Genomic DNA, 22,460 nt, shown 5'->3' on the forward strand with positions numbered 1-22,460 from the left:
GGGGCCGCCCGGCCTCAGCCCCAGCGCGGGGTGCGCGCGAGCAGCGCCGCGACCGCCGCGACCCCGGCCGTCGAGGTCCGCAGCACCTCCGCGCCGAGCCGCACGGTCTGCGCGCCGGCCTCGCTCAGGCGCGCGACCTCGTCGTCGCTGAGGCCGCCCTCGGGGCCCACGACGAGCACGACCGGACCTGCGCCCTCCGCGGGCAGTCGGACGCCGGCGAGGGACGACGTCGCCTGCTCGTGCAGCACGACGGCGACGCCGGCCCGCGCCGCGCCGGCGACCAGCGCGAGCACGTCGTCCGTCGTCGCCAGCGGCGCCACGGTCGGGTGCCACGCGCGTCGTGCCTGCTTGGCGGCCTCGCGGGCGGTCGCCGTCCACCGGGCGTGACCCTTGGCGGCGCGCTCCCCGCGCCAGACCGCCACCGACCGCTCGGCCGCCCACGGCACGATCTCGGCGACCCCGATCTCGGTCAGCACCTCCACGGCCAGCTCGCCCCGCTCCCCCTTGGGCAGTGCCTGGACGACCACGACGCGCGGCGTCGGCTCGTCGACCCGCTCGACCTCGTCCACCGTGACGGCGAACAGCCGCTTGCCGGTCTCGGCGACCTCGCCCCGGACGGTCGTGCCGCGGCCGTCGGTGAGCGCCACCCGCTCGCCGACCCGCAGCCGGCGCACCGTGACCGCGTGGTGGGCCTCGTCGCCGTCGACCTCGACGCGGTCGCCCGCGACGACGCCGTCGAGCGCAGGCACCAGGTGCACCGGGAGGCTCATCGCGTCGCTCGCGGCGTCAGTGCTGGTTGAACGCGTCGCGCAACCGGCCGAAGACGCCCTTGTGGCTGCTCGGGCGGACGTTGCCGCTGGGGGCCTCCTCGCCGCGGATCGCGGCCAGCTCGCGGAGCAGCTCCTCCTGGCGCGGGTCGAGGCGGGTCGGCGTCTCGACGGTCGTGGTGACGATGAGGTCGCCGCGTCCGCCCCGGAGCGACGGCACGCCGCGGCCGCGCATCGTCTGCTGGTGCCCCGACTGCGTGCCCGGACGGATCTCGACCTCGAAGGAGGTCTCGAGCTCCGTGGGCGCCTCGGGATCCTCGACGACGTCGGCCTCGAGGGTCGGCAGGGTGAGCACGGTGCCGAGCGCGGCGGCCGTCATCGGCACCGTGACGGTGCAGTGCAGGTCGTCCCCGTGCCGGGTGAAGACGTCGTGGTCGGCGACGTGCACCTCGACGTAGAGGTCGCCGGCCGGGCCGCCGCCCGGCCCGACCTCGCCCTGCTCGCTGAGCTGCACGCGGGTGCCGGTGTCGACGCCGGCCGGGATCTTGACCGTCAGCGCCCGGCGCGAGCGCACCCGGCCGTCGCCGCCGCACTCGCGGCAGGGGTCGGGGATGAGCGTGCCGAACCCGCGGCAGGCCGCGCAGGGGCGCAGCGTGCGGATCTCGCCGAGGAAGGAGCGCTGGACGTGGGCGACCTCGCCCTGGCCGCGGCAGGTCTCGCAGGTGACCGGACGGCTGCCGGGCGCGGCGCCCGCGCCGTCGCAGGTGCCGCAGGTGACCGCGGTGTCGACGGTGAGCTCGCGGGCGACGCCGAAGGCGGCCTCGGCCAGGCTGACCTCGAGCCGGATCAGCGCATCCTGTCCTCGACGAACGCGCGGACGCGGACCACGACCCTGGCCAGCCGCCTGACCACCTGCTCCGAAGAAGGCGTCCATGATGTCGGTGAACGAAAACCCGGCACCCTGCCCGAAGTCGCCGCGCCCGCCGAACGGGTCGCCGCCGCGGTCGTAGGCCGCCCGCTTCTGCGGGTCGGAGAGCACCTCGTAGGCCGAGGTGACCTCCTTGAACCGGTCCTGGGCGGCCGGGTCGGGGTTGACGTCGGGGTGCAGCTGGCGGGCCAGCTTGCGGTAGGCCTTCTTCAGCGTGTCGGCGTCGGCGTCACGGGCGACCCCGAGGAGGTCGTAGAGGTCCTGGCTCACCAGTGGTCCTTCGGTCGGTTCGGTCGGTGCGGGGTGGTCGGTGCGGGGTGGTCGGGCGGTTCCCGGGCTCAGCCCGGGCCGAGGCGGTCAGGCCTCGTCGAGGATGCGGGAGACGTAGCGGGCGACAGCGCGCACGGCGGCGATCGTGCCCGGGTAGTCCATGCGGGTCGGGCCGACGATGCCGAGCGTGGCCAGCGAGTCGGTGGCCGGCCCGTAGCCAGTGGAGACGACGCTGGTCGAGGCGAGCTGGGCGTACGGCCCCTCGGTGCCGATGCGCACCGTCACCGCGCCGCCGGTGCTGGCCTCGCCGAGCAGCTTGAGCAGCACGACGTGCTCCTCGAGCGCCTCGAGGAGGGGCCGGACGGCGGAGTCGAAGGAGTCGCCGTAGCGCGCCAGGTTGGCCGCGCCGCTGACGGCGATGCGGGCGTCGGAGCGCTGGTCCTCGATGGCCTCGACGATCGCGGCGACGACGGTCGACGCCGGGTCGGCCGGGGCCTGGTCGGACGGCGCGTCGGACGGCACGTCGGGCAGCACGGCACGCAGGGCCGTGACGGCGTCGGCGATCGGCTCCCCGACGGCGAGCCGCAGCAGCTGGGAGCGCAGGGCGGCGAGGGCGTCGTCGTCGAGGTCGCCCGGCAGGTCGACGACCCGCTGCTCGACCCGGCCGGTGCTCAGGATCAGCACCACGAGCACCCGGGCCGGCGTGAGCGCGACGAGCTCGACGTGTCGCACGGTGGAGCGGGCGAGCGTCGGGTACTGGACGATGGCGACCTGACGGGTCAGCTGGCTGAGCAGCCGCACCGAGCGCTGGACGACGTCGTCGAGGTCGACGGCGCCGTCGAGGAAGGTCGAGATCGCCTTGCGCTCCGCGACGCTGAGCGGCTTGACGGTGGTGAGCCGGTCGACGAAGAGCCGGTAGCCCTTGTCGGTCGGGACGCGGCCCGCGCTGGTGTGGGGCTGCGCGATGTAGCCCTCCTCCTCGAGCACGGCCATGTCGTTGCGCACCGTGGCGGGCGAGACGCCCAGGCCGTGGCGCTCGACCAGCGCCTTGGAGCCGACCGGCTCCTCGGTGGCGACGTAGTCCTCGACGATTGCCCGCAGCACCGCGAGCCGACGGTCCTCCTGCACGGGTCGCCTCCTGCCTGGCTGGTCGCGCCCCCGGCGGTCGGGGACGAGGGGTGCGGCGCGGGCGCGCCTGGCACTCCCGTGGGCCGAGTGCCAAGCCTACTCCGAGGGCGGGGGCGCGCACCGGCCGTGGGCGTCCGGCGGGCCGTGTCGGCGATCTCCGGTGGCGCTCCCGCCCGATTGAGATTAGGTTAGGCTTACCTAGATCACCTCGGAGGTCGTCATGCCGCTCCATCCCCCGACCGGGCTCGCCGACGCCGCCCTCGCCCGCAGCATCCTCGCCTGCCCGGCGGGCGCCCAGCTCGCGGTCGAGGACGTCGACCACCTCGACCTCGCCCGCGTGGTCCTGTGCGAGGTCGCGGGGGTGCCGATGCTCGGCTGCCCCGCCGACTCGCCGCTGGCCACCGCCGCGACCCTCGGCCGCGGCGCCGTGCTCACCCTCGCCAGCGGCCTGCCCGGCCGGCCCGGCACCCTCCTCGTGCTCGGCCGGCTCGAGGCCGTCCGGCTGGAGCGCTGCGCCTGCCCGTGCGCCGAGGGCGCACGCCAGGTGGTGCGGCTCGACGTGCGGCACGTCAGCCTGCGGACCCCCGACCGACCGCGGCGACTGGTGCCTGCGGACGCCTTCGCCGACCCCGTCCACGCCCTCAACGCCGGACACCTGGTGCGCACCGCGGCGCACGCCAACGAGCACCACGGCGAGCTCCTGCGCGACGCCGTGGCGGCCGCGACCGGGGTGCCGGCGACGCACGTGCTCGGCGTCGAGCTCACGGGGCTCACCGCGCACGGCGTCGAGCTCGCCTGGGTCGACGTCGACGGCGCCCATCGTGAGGGACTCGCGTTCCCGCGCCCGGCCGCCGACCTGGACGACCTCTCCCTGCTGCTGCGCGACCTGCTGCTCGCCACGGCGCGCTGAGCCGGAGCGCGTCCCGGGCGCCCCGTCCAGCGGCGCGGGCGTAGGGTCGCCGCCGTGGCCCGCCCGAGACTCGAGGAGATCGCGACCCGCGTCTGGGCCGCCCGGGTCGAGCCGTGCGACGTGACCATCGGCGTGATCGGGGGCGACGACGGCGTGCTCGTCGTCGACGCCCCGGGCTCGGTCGCGGCGGGCCGCGCGCTGTGCGCCGCGGTGACGGCGCTGGACGCCGGACCGGTGCTGGGCGTCGTCCACACCCACGCGCACCTCGACCACGTGCTCGGCGCGGCGGCCTTCCGCGAGCTCGACCCCGCGGTGCCCGTGCACGCGCAGACGGAGGCCGTCGCCGCGCTGGACGCCGCCGCCAGGGGCGCCTCGCGCGCCCTGCACGACGACCTGCTCCCCCACCTCGAGGCCGCGGAGCAGGAGGCCGCCGTCGCTGCGCCGATCGTCGTGCCGGACCGCCCGCTGTCGTCGGTCCGCGCCGTCGACCTCGGCGGACGGCTCGTCGAGCTCGTCCACCCCGGCCGCGGCCACACCGCCGGCGACCTCGTCGTCCGCGTGCCCGACGTCGACCTCGTGCTGGCCGGCGACCTCGTCGAGGAGTCCGGACCGCCGTCGTACGGCCCCGACGCCCACCCGCTCGACTGGCCGGCGAGCCTCGACGTCGTCCTGGGCCTGCTCTCCGGGAGGTCGATCGTGCTCCCCGGCCACGGGGCGCCGATGGACCGCGACGCGGTGGAGGAGCAGCGGGCGCTCCTCGGCGTGGTGGCCGAGACCGTCCGCGACCTCGCGACCCGCGGCGTGCCGGCTGACGAGGCGCTCGAGGCCGCTCCGTGGCCCTTTCCGAGCGCGGGCCTCGAGCACGCCGTCGCCCGCGGCTACGCCGCCCTCCCGCTGCTGCGCCGACGCCTGCCGCTGCTCTGAGCCGGACCACCCGCCCGAGGGTGTGCACGCCAGCGCATCGCGGGCAGCGTGGGGACATGAGCGAGGACCCGCACCCGCACGCCGACGTCACCGACGACGCCCTGCCGCCCGACCTCGTCCCGAGCGAGGACAACCCGCTCGCCGAGCCCCTCGCCGACGGCGAGACCGCCGGCGACCTGCTGCACGACGGCAAGCACGCCGACCAGGACGAGCCGGAGAGCGCGGGCGACTCGGGCGGCTGAGCCGGCCCGGCCGCCCTGCCGGGCTCGCCTGCGGCGCGTCGCCCGGGAGCCGGCGCGCCGACTGTCTAGCCTCCTGCGGTGGCCGACCGATACGGATCCGACGTCCTCAGCGGCGACTGGCGCGCACCGAAGCGCGGTCGCGCCGTCGAGCACCCCGCCGACAAGGGCCTCGTCGTCGAGGAGGTCACCACCGACTGGTGCGGCGAGATCGTCGCCGTCGACCGCGACCTGCACACCGTCACGCTGGAGGACCGGCGCTCGCGGCGCCGCACCTTCCCCCTCGGGGCGGGCTTCCTGCTGGAGGGACGACCCGTCATCCTCACCGCGCCGGTGAGGGCCGCGGCTCCCGCGGCCCCCGCCCGCACGGCGTCCGGCTCCGTCGCGGTGCCGAACGCCCCGGCCCGGGTCGCCCGGGCCAGCCGCATCTTCGTGGAGGGCCGCCACGACGCCGAGCTGGTCGAGAAGGTGTGGGGCGACGACCTGCGCATCGAGGGCGTCGTCGTGGAGTACCTCGGCGGCGTGGACGACCTCGCCGACCACCTGCGCGACTTCCGGCCCTCGGCCCAGCGGCGGGTGGGCGTCCTGGTCGACCACCTCGTGCCGGGCTCGAAGGAGAGCCGCCTTGCGCAGGGCATCGCCCGTTCGGCGGTCGGGCCCCACGTGCTGATCGTCGGCCACCCGTTCGTCGACATCTGGCAGGCGGTCAAGCCCGCACGGCTCGGGCTGGACGCCTGGCCGCGGATCCCGCGGAACGTCGAGTGGAAGCATGGGGTGTGCCAGCACCTCGGCTGGCCGCATCGCGACCAGGCCGACATCGCCCGTGCCTGGAAGCACATCCTGGGCCGCGTCGGGTCGTTCGCCGACCTCGAGCCCGCCCTGCTCGGCCGCGTCGAGGAGCTCATCGACTTCGTCACCGCGCCCTAGCCGCAGGTCAGGAGCGCAGGGGGTGGCCCTGGGCGTCGCGGGAGTCGGTGGCCAGCAGGATGATCCCGTCGACGAACGGCCAGATGGCGCCGATGCCGCAGGTCAGCACCGTGACCACCAGCTGGAGCACGCCGGTGGTCGTGTCGCCGATGTAGAAGCGGCCTAGGCCGAGCGGGATCAGCAGCTGCAGCAGCCCCGCCACCAGCTTGGACTTCTCCGAGTACGGCACGCCGGTGACCGGGTGGACGCCCCAGGGCGCGCCGGGCGCCGCACCGGGTGCCGCGCCGTACGGCTGGCCCGGCCACGGCTGTCCGCCCCACTGCTGCCCCGGCGACGGGCCCCACGGCTGCCCCGGCGGCGGCGCCCAGCCGGGATGCGGCTGTCCGGCGGGCGGGGGCGGGTACCCGGACGGCGCGGACGGCGCGGACGGCGGGGGCGGCGGCACCTGCCCCTGCGGGGACTGCTCCGGTGGCGGCTGGCTCATGGCAGCACCCTACGGACCACGGCGTCCGCGAGCAGCCGTCCGCGCCGGGTCAGCACCAGCCGGCCGTCCGACCAGGGTCCGGGCTCGGCGAGCTCCTCGGCGACCACCTCGGCCGCGGCGCGGCGGCCGGCGTCGTCGAGGGCGGCGGCCGGCAGTCCCTGACGGAGCCGCACCTCCAGCAGGACGCGCTCGACCCGGCGGTCCTCGTCCGCGAGCACCTCGCGGCCCTGGGCCGGGCTGAGGCCGGCGTCCAGCCGCTGGGCGTAGGCCGCCGGGTGCTTGCGGTTCCACCAGCGCACGCCGCCGACATGGGAGTGCGCGCCCGGCCCGACGCCCCACCAGTCGGCGCCGGTCCAGTAGAGGAGGTTGTGCCGGCACTCCGCACCGGGACGCGCCCAGTTCGAGACCTCGTACCAGGACAGCCCGGCCGCGGTGAGCCGCTCGTCGGCCAGGAGGTACTTGTCGGCGAGGTCGTCGTCGTCCGGTGCCGGCAGCTCGCCGCGCCGAACCCGACGCGCCAGTGCCGTGCCGTCCTCGACGATCAGGGCGTAGGCCGAGAGGTGGTCGGGCTCGCAGGCCAGGGCGGCGTCGAGCGAGCGCCCCCAGTCGTCGAGCGACTCCCCCGGCGTGCCGTAGATGAGGTCGAGGCTGACCTGCTCGAAGCCCGCCTCACGGGCCCAGGCCACCGCCTGCGGCACCCGCAGGGGGTCGTGGGTGCGGTCGAGGACCCGCAGGACGTGCCGCACGTCCGACTGCATCCCGAAGGACAGCCGGGTGAAGCCCGCCTCCCGCAGCCCCGCGAGCGACTCCGGGGTGACGGAGTCGGGGTTGGCCTCGGTGGTGACCTCGGCGTCGTCGGCCAGGCCGACCTCCTCGCGCACCGCCTCCAGCAGCGAGCCGAGCTCGGCCGGCGTCAGCAGGGTCGGCGTGCCGCCGCCCACGAAGACCGTCTCGACCGGCCGGGTCGGGCCGAGCACCCGGGCCGCCAGGGCGATCTCCCGGGCCGCCGTCGCCGCGAAGTCGCGTCGCGACACCCCGGGCCCGAGCTCCTCGGCGGTGTAGGTGTTGAAGTCGCAGTAGCCGCAGCGGACCGCACAGAACGGCACGTGCAGGTAGACGCCCAGGCCGCTCGCGCCGACGTCGGCCAGCGCCGAGGCGGGCAGCGAGCCGTCGTCGGGAGCCGGCTCGCCGTCGGGGAGGGTGCTGGGCACCGGTCCATCCTCACACGCGCGGGCGACCCCGCCTGCGGCCGGGCGATCAGACGGGGACGGCCAGGCTGACGACGTAGCCGTCGTCGACCGAGCCGGTGACGGTGGCCAGCTGCAGGGAGTGGCCGTCGGCGAAGACCAGGTCGGTGTCGAGGCTGACGCGCTGGAGGTTCGCGACGCTGGCCTCGTAGCCCTCGGCGGTGCCGTAGACGGTCTCGCAGACGTCCTGGGGCAGCGCCAGCTGGGAGGTGCGCAGCCGGTTGGTCGCGTCCGTCGCGTCGGCGACGCTCGGGTAGACCTCGAAGTGCATGTGCGGCCACCGGCCGTCGTAGCAGGCCGGGAAGACGCTGGTGAACTCGAGCCGACCGTCGGCGTCGGCCACCTGCACCCCGCGCAGGTAGTTCTCGGCCTGGGCGCTGCCGGTGTACATCGAGTACTGGCCGTCGCGGTCGCAGTGCCACAGGTAGACGGCCGCGCCCTCGTACGGCGTCGCGTCCTCGCCGTCGAGGTCGTAGACCCGCAGCCGGATCCTGATCGGCACGCCCTCGGCGACCCCGTCGGCGTCCCCGAAGGAGCGGGTCAGATCGCTGCGGACGACGCCCGACTCGGCCAGCGCGTCGGGCCCGTTGCTGCCGTCGCCCGGATACGGCCCCGCGGTCTCCTCGGGGATCTCGCCGGCGGCGACGGCCGTGGCCGCGGCGCCCATGCCGCCCGCCGGAGGGCCGCCCGGGACGGTGGCGGCTCCGCTCGTGGCGGCCGAGGAGGCGGAGGAGGAAGCGGTCTCCTCGGCCCCGCAGGCGGTGAGGGCGGCCGCCGCGCCGACGCCGCCGAGCAGCCCCAGCAAGCCCCGCCGGCCCATCGCCCGACGCCGCGCCAGGAGGATCGGCAGGTCGTGGGCGAGGCCGAGGTCGTGGTCCTCGAGCTCGTCGTGTCCGTGCGGCGTGCTGGTGCTGCCGGTGCTGGTGCTGGTGTTGCTGCCGGTGCTGGTGCTGGGGGTCATGGTGGCTCCTCGGGCGCGGGGCGGATCGTCCGCCGGTGGGAGCAGTCGACCGGTCGCCGCTGTGCATCGGCTGTGCTCGACGCAGGAGGCTCATCGGAAGTCGCGCGAGCGCAGCCGGGTCTCGAGCGCGGCCGCCGCCTCGGGGTGCAGGTCGGAGAGGCCGGACAGGCGATCGGCCACCAGGTTCGTGACGCCGTCGCGCCGCTCGACCAGCCCCCGCACCACCATCGCCTGGGAGCGGGTGGCCACGGCCCGGTGCCGACGCCACAGCCCCTGGCCGCAGACGACGTTGAGCATGCCCGTCTCGTCCTCGAGGTTGAGGAACGTGACCCCGCCGGCGGTGCCCGGACGCTGCCGGTGCGTGACCACGCCGGCGACGCTCACCCGGCGTCGGTCGGCGACCGTCGCGCGCTCGCCGACCAGGTCGGCCACCGCGTGCACGCCGGCTGCCCGCAGGCCCGGCCGCAGGTGAGCGAAGGGATGGTCGTCGGGGGTGACGCCGGTGGCCCACAGGTCGGCGAGCAGCACGCCGACGCCGTCGAGGCCGGGCAGCGTCGGCGGCGGTGCGGCCACCACGAGTCCCTCGAGGTGCTCCTCGCGCTCGGTCCAGCCGGCCGTCCACAGCGCCTGGCGACGGTCGAGGCCGAGACCCTCGAAGACCCCCGCGGTGGCCAGCGCCTCGAGCTGGCCGGCGTCGAGGCCCGCCCGACGCGACAGGTCGGCGAGATCGCGGAAGGGTCGCTCCTCGCGCGCCGCGACGATCCGCCGGGCGACGTCGTCGCCGATGCCGCGCACCGAGGCCAGGCCCAGTCGCACCGCGAACCCGCCGTCGCGCCGATGCCGGGGCGTGGGATCGGGCGTGCCCTCCACGAACGGCGGCACCTCGCCGCCGTGGTCGTGGCGGCAGGCGTCCAGGCCGGTGGCGCGCGGCCGCTGCCCCGGCGGCAGGTCGACCAGCGGCTCCAGCCCCGCCTGCGCGTCCGAGCGCAGCAGGTCGGGACGCCGCACCTCGACGTCGTGGCGCCGGGCGTCGCCGACCAGCGACTGCGGGGAGTAGAAGCCCATCGGCTGCGCGCGCAGCAGGCCGGCGAGGAACGCCGCCGGGTAGTGCAGCTTGAACCACGAGCTCGCGTAGACGAGCAGCGCGAAGGACAGCGCATGGCTCTCGGCGAACCCGAAGTTCGCGAACGAGCGGATCTGCAGGTAGATCGCGTCGGCCCGCTCCCCGTGCAGGCCCTTGCGGGCCATGCCCTCGTAGAGCTTGCGCTCGATCCGCTCGATCCGCTCGATGCCCCGCTTGGAGCCCATCGCGCGGCGCAGCAGGTCGGCGTCGTCGGCGTCGCAGTCGCCGAGCACCATCGCCATCTGCATCAGCTGCTCCTGGAACAGCGGGACGCCGCGGGTGCGCTCGAGGATCGGGATGACGCTGGGGTGCGGGTAGGCGATCGGCTCCTGCCCCATCGCCCGGCGGATGTAGGGGTGCACCGCGCCGCCCTGGATGGGCCCGGGGCGGATCAGCGCGATCTCGACGGCGAGGTCGTAGAAGGTGCGGGGACGCAGCCGCGGCAGGGTGCCGATCTGGGCACGGCTCTCGACCTGGAAGACGCCCACGGAGTCGGCCCGGCAGAGCATGTCGTAGACCGCGGGCTCCTCCTTGGGCAGCGAGTGGAGCTCCCAGTGCTCGTCGAGGTGCTCACGGGCCAGCGCGATCATGTGGTCGAGCGCGCTGAGCATGCCGAGGCCGAGCAGGTCGAACTTCACCAGGCCCATCGACGCGCAGGCGTCCTTGTCCCACTGCAGGACGGTGCGGCGGTCCATGCGCGCCCGCTCGATGGGGCACACCTCGCCGATCGGCTGCTCGGTGAGCACCATGCCCCCGGAGTGGATGCCCAGGTGACGGGGGGCGCCGAGGAGCTCCTCGGCCAGCCCGACGACCGCGGGCGGCACCGCCTCGCCCGCCCGGGCCTCGCCGCGGGTGTCGGCCGCGGTGCCGGTGCCGTCGTCGGCCAGCTGGTCGGCCACCACCGAGGTCCAGCTCGTGACCTGCTTGGACCACGCGTCCTGCTGGCCCGGCGAGAACCCCAGCGCCTTGGCGGCGTCGCGCACGGCCATCTTGGGCCGGTAGGAGATGACGTTGGCGACCTGCGCGGCGTTGAGCCGGCCGTAGGTGTCGTAGACCCACTGGATGACCTCCTCGCGGCGCCGGGCGTCGAAGTCGACGTCGATGTCGGGCTCCTCGTCGCGGTGCTGGGAGATGAACCGCTCGAAGGGCAGGCCGTACCGCACGGGGTCGATGGCGGTGATGCCGAGCGCGTAGCAGACCGCGGAGCTGGCCGCGGAGCCGCGGCCCTGGCAGAGGATGCCGCGGCGGTGCGCGAAGTCGACGATGTCGTGGACGATGACGAAGTAGCCGGGGAAGTCCTTGCGCTCGATGATCTCCAGCTCGCGCTCGACGCGGGAGCGCGCCTCGGCCTCCTGCGGGGTGCCGGCGTAGCGCCGGGCGAAGCCGGCCCAGGTGAGCTCGCGCAGCCGGCTGGTGGGCGTGTGGCCCTCGGGGATGCCCTGTTTGGGCAGCCGGGGCGAGGCCTTGCGCAGGTCGAAGGCGAGCTCGCCGGCCAGCCGCGCGGCGTACGCCACCGCGCCCGGGTGACGGGCGAACCGGGCGGCCATCTCCTCGCCGCTGCGCAGGTGCGCCTGGCCCGAGACCGGCAGCCAGCCGTCGAGGTCGGCCAGGCTGCGCCGGGCGCGGATGGCCGACATCGCCTGCGCCAGCCGCCGCTGCTCGGGCCGGGCGTAGTGGACGTTGTTGGTGGCCACCACCGGCAGGCCGTGCTCGCGGGCGAGCCCGGCGAGCACGTCGTTGGCGACGGTGTCGCCCGGGTGCGCGTGGTCGGTGAGCTCGACGACGACGTGCTCGGCGCCGAACCGCTCGACCAGGGCGCCCAGCGCGGCGTCGGCCGCCGCCCCGCCGCCCTCGGCGAGGGCCTGACGCACCGCGCCCTTGCGGCAGCCGGTGAGCACCACCCAGTGGCCGCGGCCGCGCTCGACCAGCTCGTCGAGCCGGTGGTCGGGGCGCCCCTTCTCGTCCCCGCGCAGGTGCGCGAGGGTCATCGCCCCGGCCAGCCGGTGGTAGCCCTCGACGCCGCGGGCCAGCACCAGCAGGTGGGTGCCGGCGGGGTCGGCGACCCCGAGCTGCGGGGCGTCGAGGCCCAGGCTGAGCTCGGCTCCGTACACGGTGCGCAGGTCGGGGTGCGCGCGGGCGGCCTCGGCGAGCATCGGCGCGCCGTGGAAGCCGTCGTGGTCGGTGAGCGCGAGCCCGGTCAGACCCAGCCGGACCGCCTCGGCGACGAGCTCCTCCGGCGGGCTGGCGCCGTCGAGGAAGCTGAAGTCGCTGTGGCAGTGCAGCTCGGCGTAGGGCACCACCGGCCCCTCGGGCGGCAGGGCGCCGCTGGCGTCGGGACGGCGACGGCGCGTCGAGATCGGCGCCTCGGGCGGCGGGGCGGAGCGTCCGGAGAGCCGTCGCTCGAGCTCGCTCCACGGCACGGCGGGATTGCTGAAGCCCATCAGCGCGCCTCACTCATAGCCGGCCACCGCCTCCCAGGCGCCGTCGAGGCAGGTGATCAGCCAGGCGCGCCCGTCGGCCCCGACCAGCTGGAAGCGCATGACCGGCCCGCGCTGCGCCGCGCCGGGCTCCCACCAGGCGGTCTCGGCCGGCCACGGCCCGGCCCAGCCGACGACCGGCTGCCAGCGGTCCTCCACGTGCAGCCGGACGGGCTCGCCGCTGAGCGCACCGCGCTCGTCGACGAGCACCGGACGCCCCGAGGCGTCCTCCACCCGCGCCGGCCACGGCGTCGGGAAGACCCGCGCGGGCGCCGGGCCGAGGATGCGGCCGGGCCAGGCCGGCTCGACCGGCCGCAGCCCGGTGGGACGCTGCCCCCACGGGACGAGCGCCTGCCGCTCGGCGGGGGTGCGTCCGCCCTGCAGCACCGGCTGCAGCACCCGGTCGTGACCGAGCATGCCCTGCAGCCGCGCGAGCCCCCGCTCGACCCGGGCGTCGGTGCCGCCCCAGAGGCCCTCGGCGTGCACGTGCTCGGGCACCACCGTGAGCGGCTCGAACCGCACCCCGGTGACGGCCGCGCCGAGCGTGCCCAGCCCGACGCCCTGGCCGGCCCCCTGACCGGCGAGCTGGTAGCGCAGCCGGTCGAGGACGTCGGCGGCGGAGAACCAGCGCGGGTGCAGCCAGGTGCGCGCCAGCACCGGCGGCTCGCCCTCGGTGCGCACCTCGACGCACAGCTCGGTGCACACCAGGCGCCGCTCGGTGAGCCCCGCGACGAGCCGCTCGACCGTGCGCCGGGCAGAGAAGCAGATCGCCTCCGCGGAGTCGAGCGCCGGCTCGAAGGCCACCTCGGCGCCGAGGTCGGGCGGCGGGGTGCGGGGGGCGAACCGCTGGGCGTCGACGCCGTCGAGCACCTGGTGCACCCGGGCCACCGCCAGCCCGAAGCGGGCCCGCACGTCGGGTGCGGGCAGCGCGGCGAGCTGCCCGAGGGACTCGATGCCCAGACGGCGCAGCAGGCTGACCGCGTCGGCGTCGTCGAGCACCTCGACGGGCAGCTCGGCCAGCAGCTCGCGCGCCCCGCCGGGCGGCACGACGCGGCACTCCTGGGGACGGGCCAGCCGGGCGGCCTGCTCGGCGGTGAAGAGGTCGTCGGCCACGCCGATGCGGACGTCCCAGACGCCCGCGCGCACCAGCCGCTCGGCGACGACGGCGGCGGTGGCCTCCTCGTCGCCGTAGTAGCGGCCCGGGGAGCGCAGGGCCGCGAGCCCCGGCCGCAGCAGCGCGACGCCCGGCCGCAGCTCCTCGAGCACCGCCAGCACCGGCTCGAAGGCCCGGGCGTCGCGGTCGGGCGCGTCGGCCAGCACCCGCAGCTCGGGGCAGCGGCCCTGCGCGTCGCGGCGACGCATGCCGCGACGCACGCCGAGCTCGCGCGCAGTGGCCGTGCAGGCCACCACGCGGTTGGCGGCGAACACCGCGGCGGGCCGCCGCGACGGGGAGTCCGCCGAGCCGGCCTCGGCGCCGTCGACGCTCGGCTCCCCCGCGGCCTCCCACAGCGCCGCGACGACCGGCCAGTCGGGGCACCAGACGACGAAGACGCGCATCAGCCGGCCGCCTTCCGCAGCGGCGTCGCGCCGTGCCGACCGACGCCGACGGGGAGCCCGGCGTCCCCCAGGCCCTCGAGCCGCACGCGCACCGGCGGCGCGCTGCCCCGCTGCACCTCCACGACGGCGTGCCGACGGTCGAGCAGCCCCTCGCCGTGGCCCACGCCGTGCCAGGCGACCTCGGCGAGCCGCAGCCGCGCGGTGCAGCGCGGCCACTCCCCCTGCACGACCAGCGCCGCGGAGCGCTCGCGCAGCCGCGCGGAGAGCCGCTCGGCGACCGACGGCGCCAGCGGAGCGCGTCGACCCCGCAGCAGCGGCGGGCGCACCACGACGAGGCCGGCGAGGTCGATGACCGCGGCCAGCGCCTCGAGCCACTGCTCCCCGGGCTCGGGCACGACGACGGTGCGGGAGAGCTCGACCCCCCAGGCCGCGGCAGCCTCGGCGCCGAGGTCGTCCACCCCCACCAGCGCGCTCCAGGCGCCGGCCCGCGAGGGGCCGGCCATGAGCAGCAGCGCGAGGGTGGTGGAGTCGACCTGGTAGGTGCCCCCGGCCCGCAGTCGCAGCACCGGCGCGAGCGCCGGGTGGGTGACCAGCTCGACCCCCGCCTCGGCGGCGGCGAGGCCCGGACGCTCGAGCCGCGCGATGCGCTGGCGCAGCGCGGCGAGCTCGTCGGCGCGGGAGGTCGGGGCGATGGTCACGCGTCCATGATCGAACGGATGTTCGATCGGCGCAACCCGGGATCTCGAACTCGCGTTCGACACGCACGACGGGGGCCGATCACATCACGGATCGGCCCCCGTCGTCGAGCGGAGGGGTGGTGCGGTCAGGCGTAGAAGGCGTCGATGCGCTCCTTGTTGCGCTGCTCGACGACGTTGCGCTTGACCTTCAGCGACGGGGTGAGCTCACCGGACTCGATCGAGAGGTCGTGGTCGAGGATCTCCCACTTCTTGATCGTCTCCCAGCGGTTGAGCTTGGAGTTGAGCTCCTCGACGTAGCGGCCGATCTCGGCGCGCAGCCGCTCGTCGCGGGTGATCGCGGCGTAGTCGCCCGTGACGCCGTTCTCCGCGGCCCAGGCGGTGGCGGCGTCGGGGTCGATGGTGATCAGCGCGACGCAGTAGTTGCGCTCGTTGCCGAAGACCATGAACTGGCTGACCAGCGGGCAGATCGCCTTGAACTTCGCCTCGATCGCCGGCGGGGCGATGTACTTGCCGCCGGAGGTCTTGAAGAGGTCCTTGATGCGACCGGTGATGCGCAGGTGGCCGTCGGCGTCGAGGCTGCCCTTGTCGCCGGTGTGCAGCCAGCCGTCGGCGTCGAGCGCCTTGGCGGTCTCCTCGGGCAGGTTGTGGTAGCCGGCCATGACGTGGGGCCCGCGGATGAGCACCTCGTCGCCCTCGCCGATGCGGATCTCGGTGCCCGGCAGCGCGGGGCCGACGGTGCCGATCTTGTAGTCCTGCGGGTGGTTGACCGCGGCGCCGGCGGCGTTCTCGGTCATGCCGTAGCCCTCGAGGATGAGGATGCCCGCGGCGTGGAACCAGTTGGCGATGTCGGCGTTGAGGGCCGCGGAGCCGGAGATGAAGAACTTCACCCGGCCGCCGAACCGCTCGCGGACCTTCGCGAAGACCAGGCGGTCGAAGAGCGCGTGCTGGACGCGCAGCGGCAGCGGCACGGCCTTGCCGGCACGCCGGAGCTCGTCGACGGCGGTGCCGACCTTGAAGGCCTGCTCGAAGATCTTCTGCTTCGCGCCGCCCTCGCTCTCGGTCATCGTGATGATGCGGCCGTAGGCCTTCTCGAAGATGCGCGGCGCGGCGCCCATGAAGGTCGGGCGGACGACGGCCAGGTTGTCGATGATCTTGTCGACACGGCCGTCGATCGCGGTGGCGAAGCCGCAGGCCAGCTGGGCCGAGAGCAGCACCTTGCCGAACGCGTGGGCCATCGGGAGCCACAGGAACTGCAGGTCGTCCTCGTGGAGGATGTCCTGCACCCGGATGGCCTCGCCCTCGTAGACCCAGGAGCGGTGCAGCAGCCGCACGCCCTTGGGACGTCCGGTGGTGCCGGAGGTGTAGATCAGGGTGGCCAGGGCGTCGGGGGCGATCGCCCGGGCGGTCTCCTCGACCTGCCCGGGGTGCTCGGCGAGCCAGGCGTCGCCCTCGGCGGCGAGCTGCTCGAGGCCGGTGACCCAGCCCTCCGGCGCGTCGGGGGCGTCGACCTTCTCGAAGGTGACGACCCGCAGCACCTCGGGGAGCTGCTCGCGGAACTCGACGAGCTTGGCGACCTGCTCGGCGTCCTCGGCGAACACGACCCGGCTGCCGGAGTCGGAGAGGATGTAGGCGACGTCGTCGGCGTTGGTGGAGGGGTAGACCGTGGTGGTGGCGCCGCCGGCGAGCATGATCGCCAGGTCGGCGAGGATCCACTCGTAGCGGGTGCCGGCGGCGATGCCGACGCGGTCCTCGGCCTCGAGGCCGAGCGAGCGCAGGCCGGCGGCCAGCCGCTCGACCTCGCGACCCGCCTGACGCCAGGTGATCGACTCCCAGGCCGTGCCGACCGGGAAGCGGAAGGCCTCCACGTCGGGGCTCGTCGCCACGCGGTCGAGGAACTGGACGGCCACGTTCCGAGGGAGGTGGTCCACGAAGCTGGTGTCTCGCACGATCGCCATGGCACGTAACTTAGGTCACGCGGCCTACCGGCCGGTCACGTGTCCGCTCAGCGGGTCGGGGCGTCCGGCAGGAGGACGTCCTCGCCGCCGCTGCGCAGGGCCTCCACGTAGGCCTCGGCCTTCCGTCGCGCCCCCGGCACGAGGTCGGGCACCTCCAGCAGCCGCGGGAGCAGCGTGCGGTCGGTGCTGAGGGCGCGGTAGAGCGTCGAGACCGTGACGCCGTGCCCCGGACGGTGGACGACCTCGAGGGGGTCGCCCGCGCACAGCTCGCCCTCCTCGACGACGCGCAGGTACGGCCCCGGCCGACCCACGCGGGCGAACCGCCTGACCCACGCGCGGTCGTCGTAGCCACTGCGGCCCATCCAGCGCTTGAACTCGTTGCAGGGCGTCCGCACGGAGCGCACCTCGAGCAGCGCCGTGCCGATGCGCCAGCGCTCGCCGACCTCCGCCTCGTTGACGTCGATCCCCTCGGTGGTGAGGTTCTCGGCGAACGTGCCCGGCGGCACGTCCCGGCCCAGCTCCTGCGCCCACCAGCGCAGGTCCTCGACCGCGAACGCGTAGACCGCCTGGTCGGGACCGCCGTGGTACTTGCGGTTCGACACCTCGTCGCCCTCGAGGCCGAGCGCGCCCACCGCGACCGGACCCTCGACGGCCGTCTTGTCGATCGACGTGCGACCGATCGTCGCCCAGTCGGCCTCGCGGGGCCGACCGACGTTGACGGAGAGCACGTGCGCCATGAGGCGATCCTCCCATGGGGCGAGGCGTGCGGCACGGCGTCGCCGCTTGTCAGGGAGAACTGGACGTTGTCAGGGGAAACTTCCCCTGACAACGTCCGGTTTCCCCGGATATCCGGGGAAACCGTCGGCCCCTGATCGCTTTCCAGATCGGCAACCATCGCTTACGCTTTCCGACATGGAAACCTCTCGGACCGATCTCGAGCAGGCCCGACGCGAGATGCGCCGCGCCGAGCTCTCCCCGTTCGTCGACTACCCGCGCCTGGGCGCCTGGTACCCGTTCGCGTGGGCCGCATGGGCGGCGGCACTCGTCGGCGTGCTGCACGTGCACCTCGACTCCGCGCCGCTGCAGCTGCTGGTCGTCCTCTCGCCGACGCTGACGGCGCTGGCGTTCCTCTCCTGGTACGCCCGGCGCCACGGAGCGCTGCCGCGCGACCGCCGGCTGACCCCGCGTCCGCTGGCGCGACTCGCCCGGCTCCTCTGGGCGGGCCAGCTCGCCGTCCTCGTGGCCGCCTTCGCCGCCGACGTCGCCGTCGGTCCCGCGCTCTCCGCGCCCCTCGCCGCGCTCGGCGCCGGCCTGGTCGTCGCCTGGTACGAGCACCGCTACGCCGCGATCGCCGATCGGCTGCGCCGCGAGGTCGAGGCATGATCGCGGATCTCGACCCCGTCATCCACGCGCCCAAGCGGCTGGCGGCGATGGCGCTCCTGGCCGTGTCGACCCAGGCCACCTTCCCCACGCTGCGCGAGCGCCTCGCGATCAGCGACTCCGACCTGTCCAAGCAGATGAGCGCGCTCGAGGCCGCCGGGTACGTCGAGGTGCGCCGCAGCGGCCGCGGGCGCGGCTCGGTGACGTCCTTCCGGATCACCGACCCCGGACGCGCCGCCTACCGGCGTCACCGCGAGGCCCTCGAGGCCATCCTCGGCACCGCGGACGAGGCCGCGACGACCTGAGCCGTGCGCGGTCGCGTCGGCTCGCCCCACGCGTCCCTTCCGCATCACTGGTCAGGGAGAACTGGACGTTGTCAGGGGAAACTTCCCCTGACAACGTCCGGTTTCCCCGGATATCCGGGGAAACCTGCGAGGCGCCGACCTCAGTCCTGGACGGCCTTCGCGACCGCGACGCACGTCGTCAGCCAGGAGCCGGTCGACGCCGCCGGGGTGACGCCGCCGGCGTCCTCCTCCAGGCGCCACAGCGCGTTGACCATCATCCGCAGCACCACCCAGTCGCGGGCGCGCTCCTCGTCCAGGCCAGCCGCGTCGATGACGGCGTGGAAGCGACGCCGGACGCCGTCGCGGACGTCGCCGGCCAGCTCGTCGTAGCGATTCCAGAGCAGCGGGGCAGGCTCGAAGTGGGGGTCGCCGGAGAGCGGCTTCGGATCGATCGCGCGCCACTCGCCCGCGGCGTCGGCGAGCACGTTCTCGTAGTGCAGGTCGGCGTGCAGCAGGCGTCCGTCGGTGGCGGCGTCGGTGGCGAAGGACGCCGCGAGGTGCGCGGCCTGCTCGACCATCCGGCGCGGCAGCGGCGCCGAGCGCGGCAGGGCCGCGAGCCGCGCGGCCCAGCCCTCACAGAGCACCGACAGCAGGCGGAGCTGCGGCGGAGCCGGCCGGTGGAGCGCGCCGTAGAGCCCGCCCACGATCTCGCAGGCCGCGACGTCCCACTCCTCGACGAGGTCTCGTGAGGTGAGCCGCTCGAGCAGGAGCGCACCGCGCCGCGGGTCGGCGCGCAGCAGCGTCGCCGCGCCACGTCCATGCCAGTGCTGCATCGCCAGCGACTCGTGCTCGGACTCCGCATCGAGGAACCCGACCTTCAGGACGGCGTCAACCCGGTCGCGCGTGCGCACCGGGAAGACGACCGCGGTGTTGCCGTGCCTCGGGTCCCCGTCGACGACGAGCTCCCACTCGGCGACGAGGTCGCGGAGCAGCGCCGGCAGGCGGTCGAGCCAGGACGCCCACGACGGCCCCCGGGCGCCGAGCGCCAGGAGCGACGCGGGCAGCCGCACTACTTCTTGCCGGCCTTCTCCGTGCCCCCGCCGCCGGTGGAGAGCGCGGCCACGAAGGCCTCCTGGGGGACCTCGACGCGGCCGACCATCTTCATCCGCTTCTTGCCCTCCTTCTGCTTCTCCAGCAGCTTGCGCTTGCGGCTGATGTCGCCGCCGTAGCACTTGGCGAGCACGTCCTTGCGGATGGCGCGGATGTTCTCGCGGGCGATCACCCGGGCGCCGATGGCGGCCTGGATCGGCACCTCGAACTGCTGCCTCGGGATGAGCTCCTTGAGCTTGCCGGCCATCATCACGCCGTAGCCGTACGCGGCGTCCTTGTGCACGATCGCGGAGAACGCGTCGACCGGCTCGCCCTGGAGCAGGATGTCGACCTTGACGAGGTCGGCGGCCTGGTCGCCGTCACGCTCGTAGTCGAGCGAGGCGTAGCCCTTGGTGCGCGACTTCAGCTGGTCGAAGAAGTCGAAGACGATCTCGCCCATCGGCAGGACGTAGCGCATCTCGACGCGATCCTCGGAGAGGTAGTCCATGCCCTGCAGCGCGCCGCGCTTGGTCTGGCACAGCTCCATGATCGTGCCGATGTAGTCGCTCGGGCTGAGGATCGTGGCCCGGACGACGGGCTCGCGCACCTCGTTGATCTTGCCCTCGGGGAACTCCGACGGGTTGGTGACGACGTGCGCCGTGCCGTCCTCCATGACGACGTCGTAGACGACGTTCGGCGCGGTGGAGATGAGGTCGAGGCCGAACTCGCGCTCGAGCCGGTCGCGGGTGATCTCCATGTGCAGCAGGCCGAGGAAGCCGCAGCGGAAGCCGAAGCCGAGCGCGCCGGACGTCTCGGGCTCGTAGGTCAGCGCGGCGTCGTTGAGCTGCAGCTTCTCCAGCGCCTCGCGCAGGTCGCCGAACTGGTCGCCGTCGATCGGGTAGAGGCCCGCGTAGACCATCGGGTTGGGGTGCTTGTAGCCGCCGAGCATCTCGGTGGCGCCGCCGTGCTGGGTGGTGACGGTGTCGCCCACGCGCGACTGCCGCACGTCCTTCACGCCGGTGATCAGGTAGCCGACCTCGCCGACGCCGAGCTCGCCCGCCTTGACCTGCTCGGGGCTGATCACGCCGATCTCGAGCATCTCGTGGGTGGCGTTGGTCGACATCATCTTGATCCGGTCGCGGTGGTTGAGCCGGCCGTCGACCACGCGCACGTAGGTGACGACGCCGCGATAGGTGTCGTAGACGGAGTCGAAGATCAGCGCCCGCGCGGGGGCGTCCGCGCGACCGACCGGCGGCGGGGTCTGCGCGACGACGTGGTCGAGCAGCTCCTCGACGCCCAGGCCGGTCTTGGCGCTGACCCGCAGGACGTCCTCGGGCTCGCAGCCGACCAGACCGGCCAGCTCGGCGGCGTACTTCTCCGGGTTGGCGCTCGGGAGGTCGATCTTGTTGAGCACCGGGATGATGTGCAGGTCGGCGCCCATCGCGAGGTAGAGGTTCGCGAGCGTCTGCGCCTCGATCCCCTGCGCGGCGTCGACGAGCAGGATCGCGGCCTCGCACGCCTCGAGCGAGCGCGACACCTCGTAGGTGAAGTCGACGTGCCCTGGGGTGTCGATCATGTTGAGCACGTAGTCGCCGGGCGCAGCCCCGCGCTCGTTGTCGGCGCCGACGCGCCACGGCATGCGCACCGCCTGGCTCTTGATCGTGATGCCGCGCTCGCGCTCGATGTCCATGCGGTCGAGGTACTGGGCGCGAGCGCTGCGCTCGTCGACGACGCCGGTGAGCTGCAGCATGCGGTCGGCCAGCGTCGACTTGCCGTGGTCAATGTGGGCGATGATGCAGAAGTTGCGGATCACCGACGGGTCGGTGCGACCCGGCTGCGGGACGGCGTTGCTCGGAACTGCGGGCACGGAGGGTCTCGGGTCTCTCGCTCGGGTGGCGGCGGTGCGGGTGCGCGTCCGGGGACGCGGGCCCATCCTCCCATCCCGACCGAGGCCGGGCGAACCCGGCGACGCGCCGTCGCAGATGGCGGGCGCCGCGCGCCCGACGCGGGACAGTACGACGGTGTCCGCGACCTCTCCCGCCCCCGTCCCGCCGCCGCTCGGCGCGCCCGGGAGCCTCGGTCGCACGGCCCGCCGGATCCAGTGGCACTTCCTGCCGCCGGGCGTGCGCGCACAGGTCGAGGGCCGCTGCGGCTCGCCGGTCGTCGACGCCGTCTCGTGCGACGCCGGGTTCACCCCGGGCATGGCGAGCGTCCTGACCTGCCTCGACGGGTCGCGGCACTTCGTCAAGGCCGCCTCCGGACCCGCCCAGGGACCGTTCGCCGAGTCCTACCGCGCCGAGGCCCGCACCCTCCGCGCCCTCGCCGGCAGCGGCGTCCCAGCCCCCGCCCTGCGCTGGACGCTGGGCGTCGAGGGCCTCGACGACGCCGACGCCGAGGGCTGGGTGCTGCTCGGCCTCGAGCACGTGCCGCACCGGCTGCCCGGCGAGCCGTGGACGCTCCCCGACCTCGACCGCGCCCTCGACGCGCTCGCCACGGTGACGGCCGCGCGGGTCGTCCCCGCCGACCAGCCGACGCTGGCCGAGGAGTGCGCCGCCTGGCCCGCCCTCTGGCGCCGCTCCCCCGCCGTGGACCTGCCGCACGCCGGTCCCTGCGCCGAGCTGGCCGCGCACGCCCTCGACGCCGCGGCCGGCGACCACCTCGTCCACCTCGACCTGCGCGGCGACAACGTCCTGCTGGCCGATGACGGGCGCACGCTGCTGTGCGACTGGACGTGGCCGGTGCGCGGGGCCGCCTGGGTCGACGCCGTGACGCTCCTCGCCGCCGCTCGCGACGACCTGCCGGCCGCGGCGCTCGAGGCCCGGCTCGCCGAGCACCCGCTCACCGCCGGCGTCGCGGCCGACGACGTCGACGCCCTGCTCGCCCTGCTGCTGGGCTGCCTGACGACGGCGGGCGCCGGCCCGGTGCCGACGACCTCGCCGTGGGTGCGGGCCGCCCAGCGCCGCCAGGCCGGGCAGCTGGCAGACTGGCTCCGGGTGCGCCGGGGCTGGTCGGTCGACTCGATTTGAGGCGTCCGGAGTCGCGCTGTTAACCTCATGCGTCGCGCGGACGCTGCCTGCGCAGACGTGGCTCGGCCCCTCGACCCCCGGTCGAC

Annotated in this window: 20 protein-coding genes; 7 read left to right on the forward strand and 13 right to left on the reverse strand. The window is 75.0% G+C overall.

Annotated elements, in window-relative coordinates; translation table 11 throughout:
- Positions 1 to 14: 14 nt before the first annotated feature.
- The 3 genes from K8Z61_RS15295 to hrcA all read right to left on the reverse strand — a co-directional run bounded on the left by K8Z61_RS15295 (position 15) and on the right by hrcA (position 3,093).
- Positions 15 to 758: a 16S rRNA (uracil(1498)-N(3))-methyltransferase gene (locus tag K8Z61_RS15295; RefSeq protein ID WP_308116789.1), complete on the reverse strand. Its 744-nt coding sequence runs from the start codon at positions 756 to 758 to the stop codon at positions 15 to 17.
- Positions 759 to 786: 28 nt separating this feature from the next.
- On the reverse strand, positions 787 to 1,965 hold the full coding sequence (gene dnaJ, locus K8Z61_RS15300) for a molecular chaperone DnaJ (protein WP_224130772.1): 1,179 nt from the start codon (positions 1,963 to 1,965) through the stop codon (positions 787 to 789).
- An 87-nt stretch (positions 1,966 to 2,052) separates the two neighbouring features.
- Positions 2,053 to 3,093 (reverse strand): heat-inducible transcriptional repressor HrcA, encoded by a 1,041-nt coding sequence (gene hrcA, locus K8Z61_RS15305; protein WP_224130774.1) that lies wholly within the window; start codon positions 3,091 to 3,093, stop codon positions 2,053 to 2,055.
- A gap of 220 nt (positions 3,094 to 3,313) precedes the next feature.
- On the opposite strand from hrcA, the gene K8Z61_RS15310 reads away from it, so the two are divergent.
- The 4 genes from K8Z61_RS15310 (at position 3,314) to K8Z61_RS15325 (ending at position 6,093) form a co-directional block, all read left to right on the forward strand.
- The gene (locus K8Z61_RS15310) at positions 3,314 to 4,003 is read left to right on the forward strand and encodes a hypothetical protein (RefSeq protein WP_224130775.1); all 690 of its coding nucleotides are present in this window, start codon (positions 3,314 to 3,316) and stop codon (positions 4,001 to 4,003) included.
- A 54-nt stretch (positions 4,004 to 4,057) separates the two neighbouring features.
- Positions 4,058 to 4,927: an MBL fold metallo-hydrolase gene (locus tag K8Z61_RS15315; RefSeq protein WP_224130776.1), complete on the forward strand. Its 870-nt coding sequence runs from the start codon at positions 4,058 to 4,060 to the stop codon at positions 4,925 to 4,927.
- Between the two features lie 56 nt (positions 4,928 to 4,983).
- On the forward strand, positions 4,984 to 5,169 hold the full coding sequence (locus tag K8Z61_RS15320) for a hypothetical protein (RefSeq protein ID WP_224130778.1): 186 nt from the start codon (positions 4,984 to 4,986) through the stop codon (positions 5,167 to 5,169).
- A 78-nt stretch (positions 5,170 to 5,247) separates the two neighbouring features.
- Entirely contained in the window at positions 5,248 to 6,093 is an 846-nt protein-coding gene (locus tag K8Z61_RS15325) for a DUF3097 domain-containing protein (RefSeq protein WP_224130779.1), read from the forward strand.
- 7 nt (positions 6,094 to 6,100) lie between these two features.
- On the opposite strand, the gene K8Z61_RS15330 is transcribed toward K8Z61_RS15325, so the two are convergent.
- The 8 genes from K8Z61_RS15330 to K8Z61_RS15365 form a co-directional block, all read right to left on the reverse strand.
- Positions 6,101 to 6,577: an NINE protein gene (locus K8Z61_RS15330; protein ID WP_224130781.1), complete on the reverse strand. Its 477-nt coding sequence runs from the start codon at positions 6,575 to 6,577 to the stop codon at positions 6,101 to 6,103.
- Entirely contained in the window at positions 6,574 to 7,788 is a 1,215-nt protein-coding gene (hemW, locus tag K8Z61_RS15335; RefSeq protein WP_224130782.1) for a radical SAM family heme chaperone HemW, read from the reverse strand. Before hemW ends, K8Z61_RS15330 begins: the two co-directional genes overlap by 4 nt.
- 46 nt (positions 7,789 to 7,834) lie before the next feature.
- Complete coding sequence (locus K8Z61_RS15340) at positions 7,835 to 8,785, reverse strand: 3,4-dioxygenase subunit beta (protein WP_224130783.1); 951 nt, start codon at positions 8,783 to 8,785, stop codon at positions 7,835 to 7,837.
- A 90-nt stretch (positions 8,786 to 8,875) separates the two neighbouring features.
- Entirely contained in the window at positions 8,876 to 12,349 is a 3,474-nt protein-coding gene (locus K8Z61_RS15345) for an error-prone DNA polymerase (protein WP_224130785.1), read from the reverse strand.
- 9 nt (positions 12,350 to 12,358) lie between these two features.
- Entirely contained in the window at positions 12,359 to 13,942 is a 1,584-nt protein-coding gene (locus K8Z61_RS15350; protein ID WP_224130786.1) for a DNA polymerase Y family protein, read from the reverse strand.
- On the reverse strand, positions 13,942 to 14,640 hold the full coding sequence (locus tag K8Z61_RS15355) for a hypothetical protein (RefSeq protein ID WP_224130787.1): 699 nt from the start codon (positions 14,638 to 14,640) through the stop codon (positions 13,942 to 13,944). The genes K8Z61_RS15350 and K8Z61_RS15355 overlap by 1 nt, the downstream gene beginning before the upstream one ends.
- Positions 14,641 to 14,765: 125 nt before the next feature.
- Positions 14,766 to 16,595, reverse strand: a complete 1,830-nt coding sequence (locus tag K8Z61_RS15360) for a long-chain fatty acid--CoA ligase (RefSeq protein WP_224130789.1) — start codon at positions 16,593 to 16,595, stop codon at positions 14,766 to 14,768.
- A gap of 47 nt (positions 16,596 to 16,642) precedes the next feature.
- Positions 16,643 to 17,332, reverse strand: a complete 690-nt coding sequence (locus tag K8Z61_RS15365) for an MOSC domain-containing protein (protein ID WP_224130790.1) — start codon at positions 17,330 to 17,332, stop codon at positions 16,643 to 16,645.
- A gap of 175 nt (positions 17,333 to 17,507) precedes the next feature.
- Here K8Z61_RS15365 and K8Z61_RS15370 point away from each other — a divergent pair, with 175 nt between their 5' ends.
- Both K8Z61_RS15370 and K8Z61_RS15375 read left to right on the forward strand, forming a co-directional pair.
- Positions 17,508 to 17,978, forward strand: a complete 471-nt coding sequence (locus tag K8Z61_RS15370; RefSeq protein ID WP_224130791.1) for a hypothetical protein — start codon at positions 17,508 to 17,510, stop codon at positions 17,976 to 17,978.
- Positions 17,975 to 18,280 (forward strand): transcriptional regulator, encoded by a 306-nt coding sequence (locus K8Z61_RS15375; protein ID WP_224130792.1) that lies wholly within the window; start codon positions 17,975 to 17,977, stop codon positions 18,278 to 18,280. Before K8Z61_RS15370 ends, K8Z61_RS15375 begins: the two co-directional genes overlap by 4 nt.
- A gap of 140 nt (positions 18,281 to 18,420) precedes the next feature.
- Here the strand turns inward: K8Z61_RS15375 and K8Z61_RS15380 are convergent, their stop codons facing one another.
- A complete protein-coding gene (locus tag K8Z61_RS15380) occupies positions 18,421 to 19,329 on the reverse strand; it encodes an aminoglycoside phosphotransferase family protein (protein WP_224130794.1) in 909 nt (302 codons plus the stop codon).
- The gene (lepA, locus tag K8Z61_RS15385) at positions 19,329 to 21,215 is read right to left on the reverse strand and encodes a translation elongation factor 4 (protein WP_224130796.1); all 1,887 of its coding nucleotides are present in this window, start codon (positions 21,213 to 21,215) and stop codon (positions 19,329 to 19,331) included. Before lepA ends, K8Z61_RS15380 begins: the two co-directional genes overlap by 1 nt.
- Before the next feature lie 154 nt (positions 21,216 to 21,369).
- Here lepA and K8Z61_RS15390 point away from each other — a divergent pair, with 154 nt between their 5' ends.
- Complete coding sequence (locus K8Z61_RS15390) at positions 21,370 to 22,374, forward strand: phosphotransferase (RefSeq protein WP_224130797.1); 1,005 nt, start codon at positions 21,370 to 21,372, stop codon at positions 22,372 to 22,374.
- The last annotated feature ends 86 nt before the right edge of the window (positions 22,375 to 22,460 follow it).

Origin of the sequence: Nocardioides sp. TRM66260-LWL (genome assembly GCF_020075545.1) — a bacterium.
In the GTDB taxonomy this organism is placed as follows: domain Bacteria; phylum Actinomycetota; class Actinomycetes; order Propionibacteriales; family Nocardioidaceae; genus Nocardioides.

Bases quoted from the DNA above. Each gene is read 5' to 3' on its own strand.
- K8Z61_RS15350 (WP_224130786.1), bottom strand. From the start codon at position 13,942: ATGCGCGTCTTCGTCGTCTGGTGCCCCGACTGGCCGGTCGTCGCGGCG.
- K8Z61_RS15320 (WP_224130778.1), top strand. From the start codon at position 4,984: ATGAGCGAGGACCCGCACCCGCACGCCGACGTCACCGACGACGCCCTG.
- K8Z61_RS15375 (WP_224130792.1), top strand. From the start codon at position 17,975: ATGATCGCGGATCTCGACCCCGTCATCCACGCGCCCAAGCGGCTGGCG.
- K8Z61_RS15345 (WP_224130785.1), bottom strand. From the start codon at position 12,349: ATGGGCTTCAGCAATCCCGCCGTGCCGTGGAGCGAGCTCGAGCGACGG.
- K8Z61_RS15310 (WP_224130775.1), top strand. From the start codon at position 3,314: ATGCCGCTCCATCCCCCGACCGGGCTCGCCGACGCCGCCCTCGCCCGC.
- K8Z61_RS15340 (WP_224130783.1), bottom strand. From the start codon at position 8,785: ATGACCCCCAGCACCAGCACCGGCAGCAACACCAGCACCAGCACCGGC.
- K8Z61_RS15370 (WP_224130791.1), top strand. From the start codon at position 17,508: ATGGAAACCTCTCGGACCGATCTCGAGCAGGCCCGACGCGAGATGCGC.
- K8Z61_RS15360 (WP_224130789.1), bottom strand. From the start codon at position 16,595: ATGGCGATCGTGCGAGACACCAGCTTCGTGGACCACCTCCCTCGGAAC.
- K8Z61_RS15365 (WP_224130790.1), bottom strand. From the start codon at position 17,332: ATGGCGCACGTGCTCTCCGTCAACGTCGGTCGGCCCCGCGAGGCCGAC.
- K8Z61_RS15330 (WP_224130781.1), bottom strand. From the start codon at position 6,577: ATGAGCCAGCCGCCACCGGAGCAGTCCCCGCAGGGGCAGGTGCCGCCG.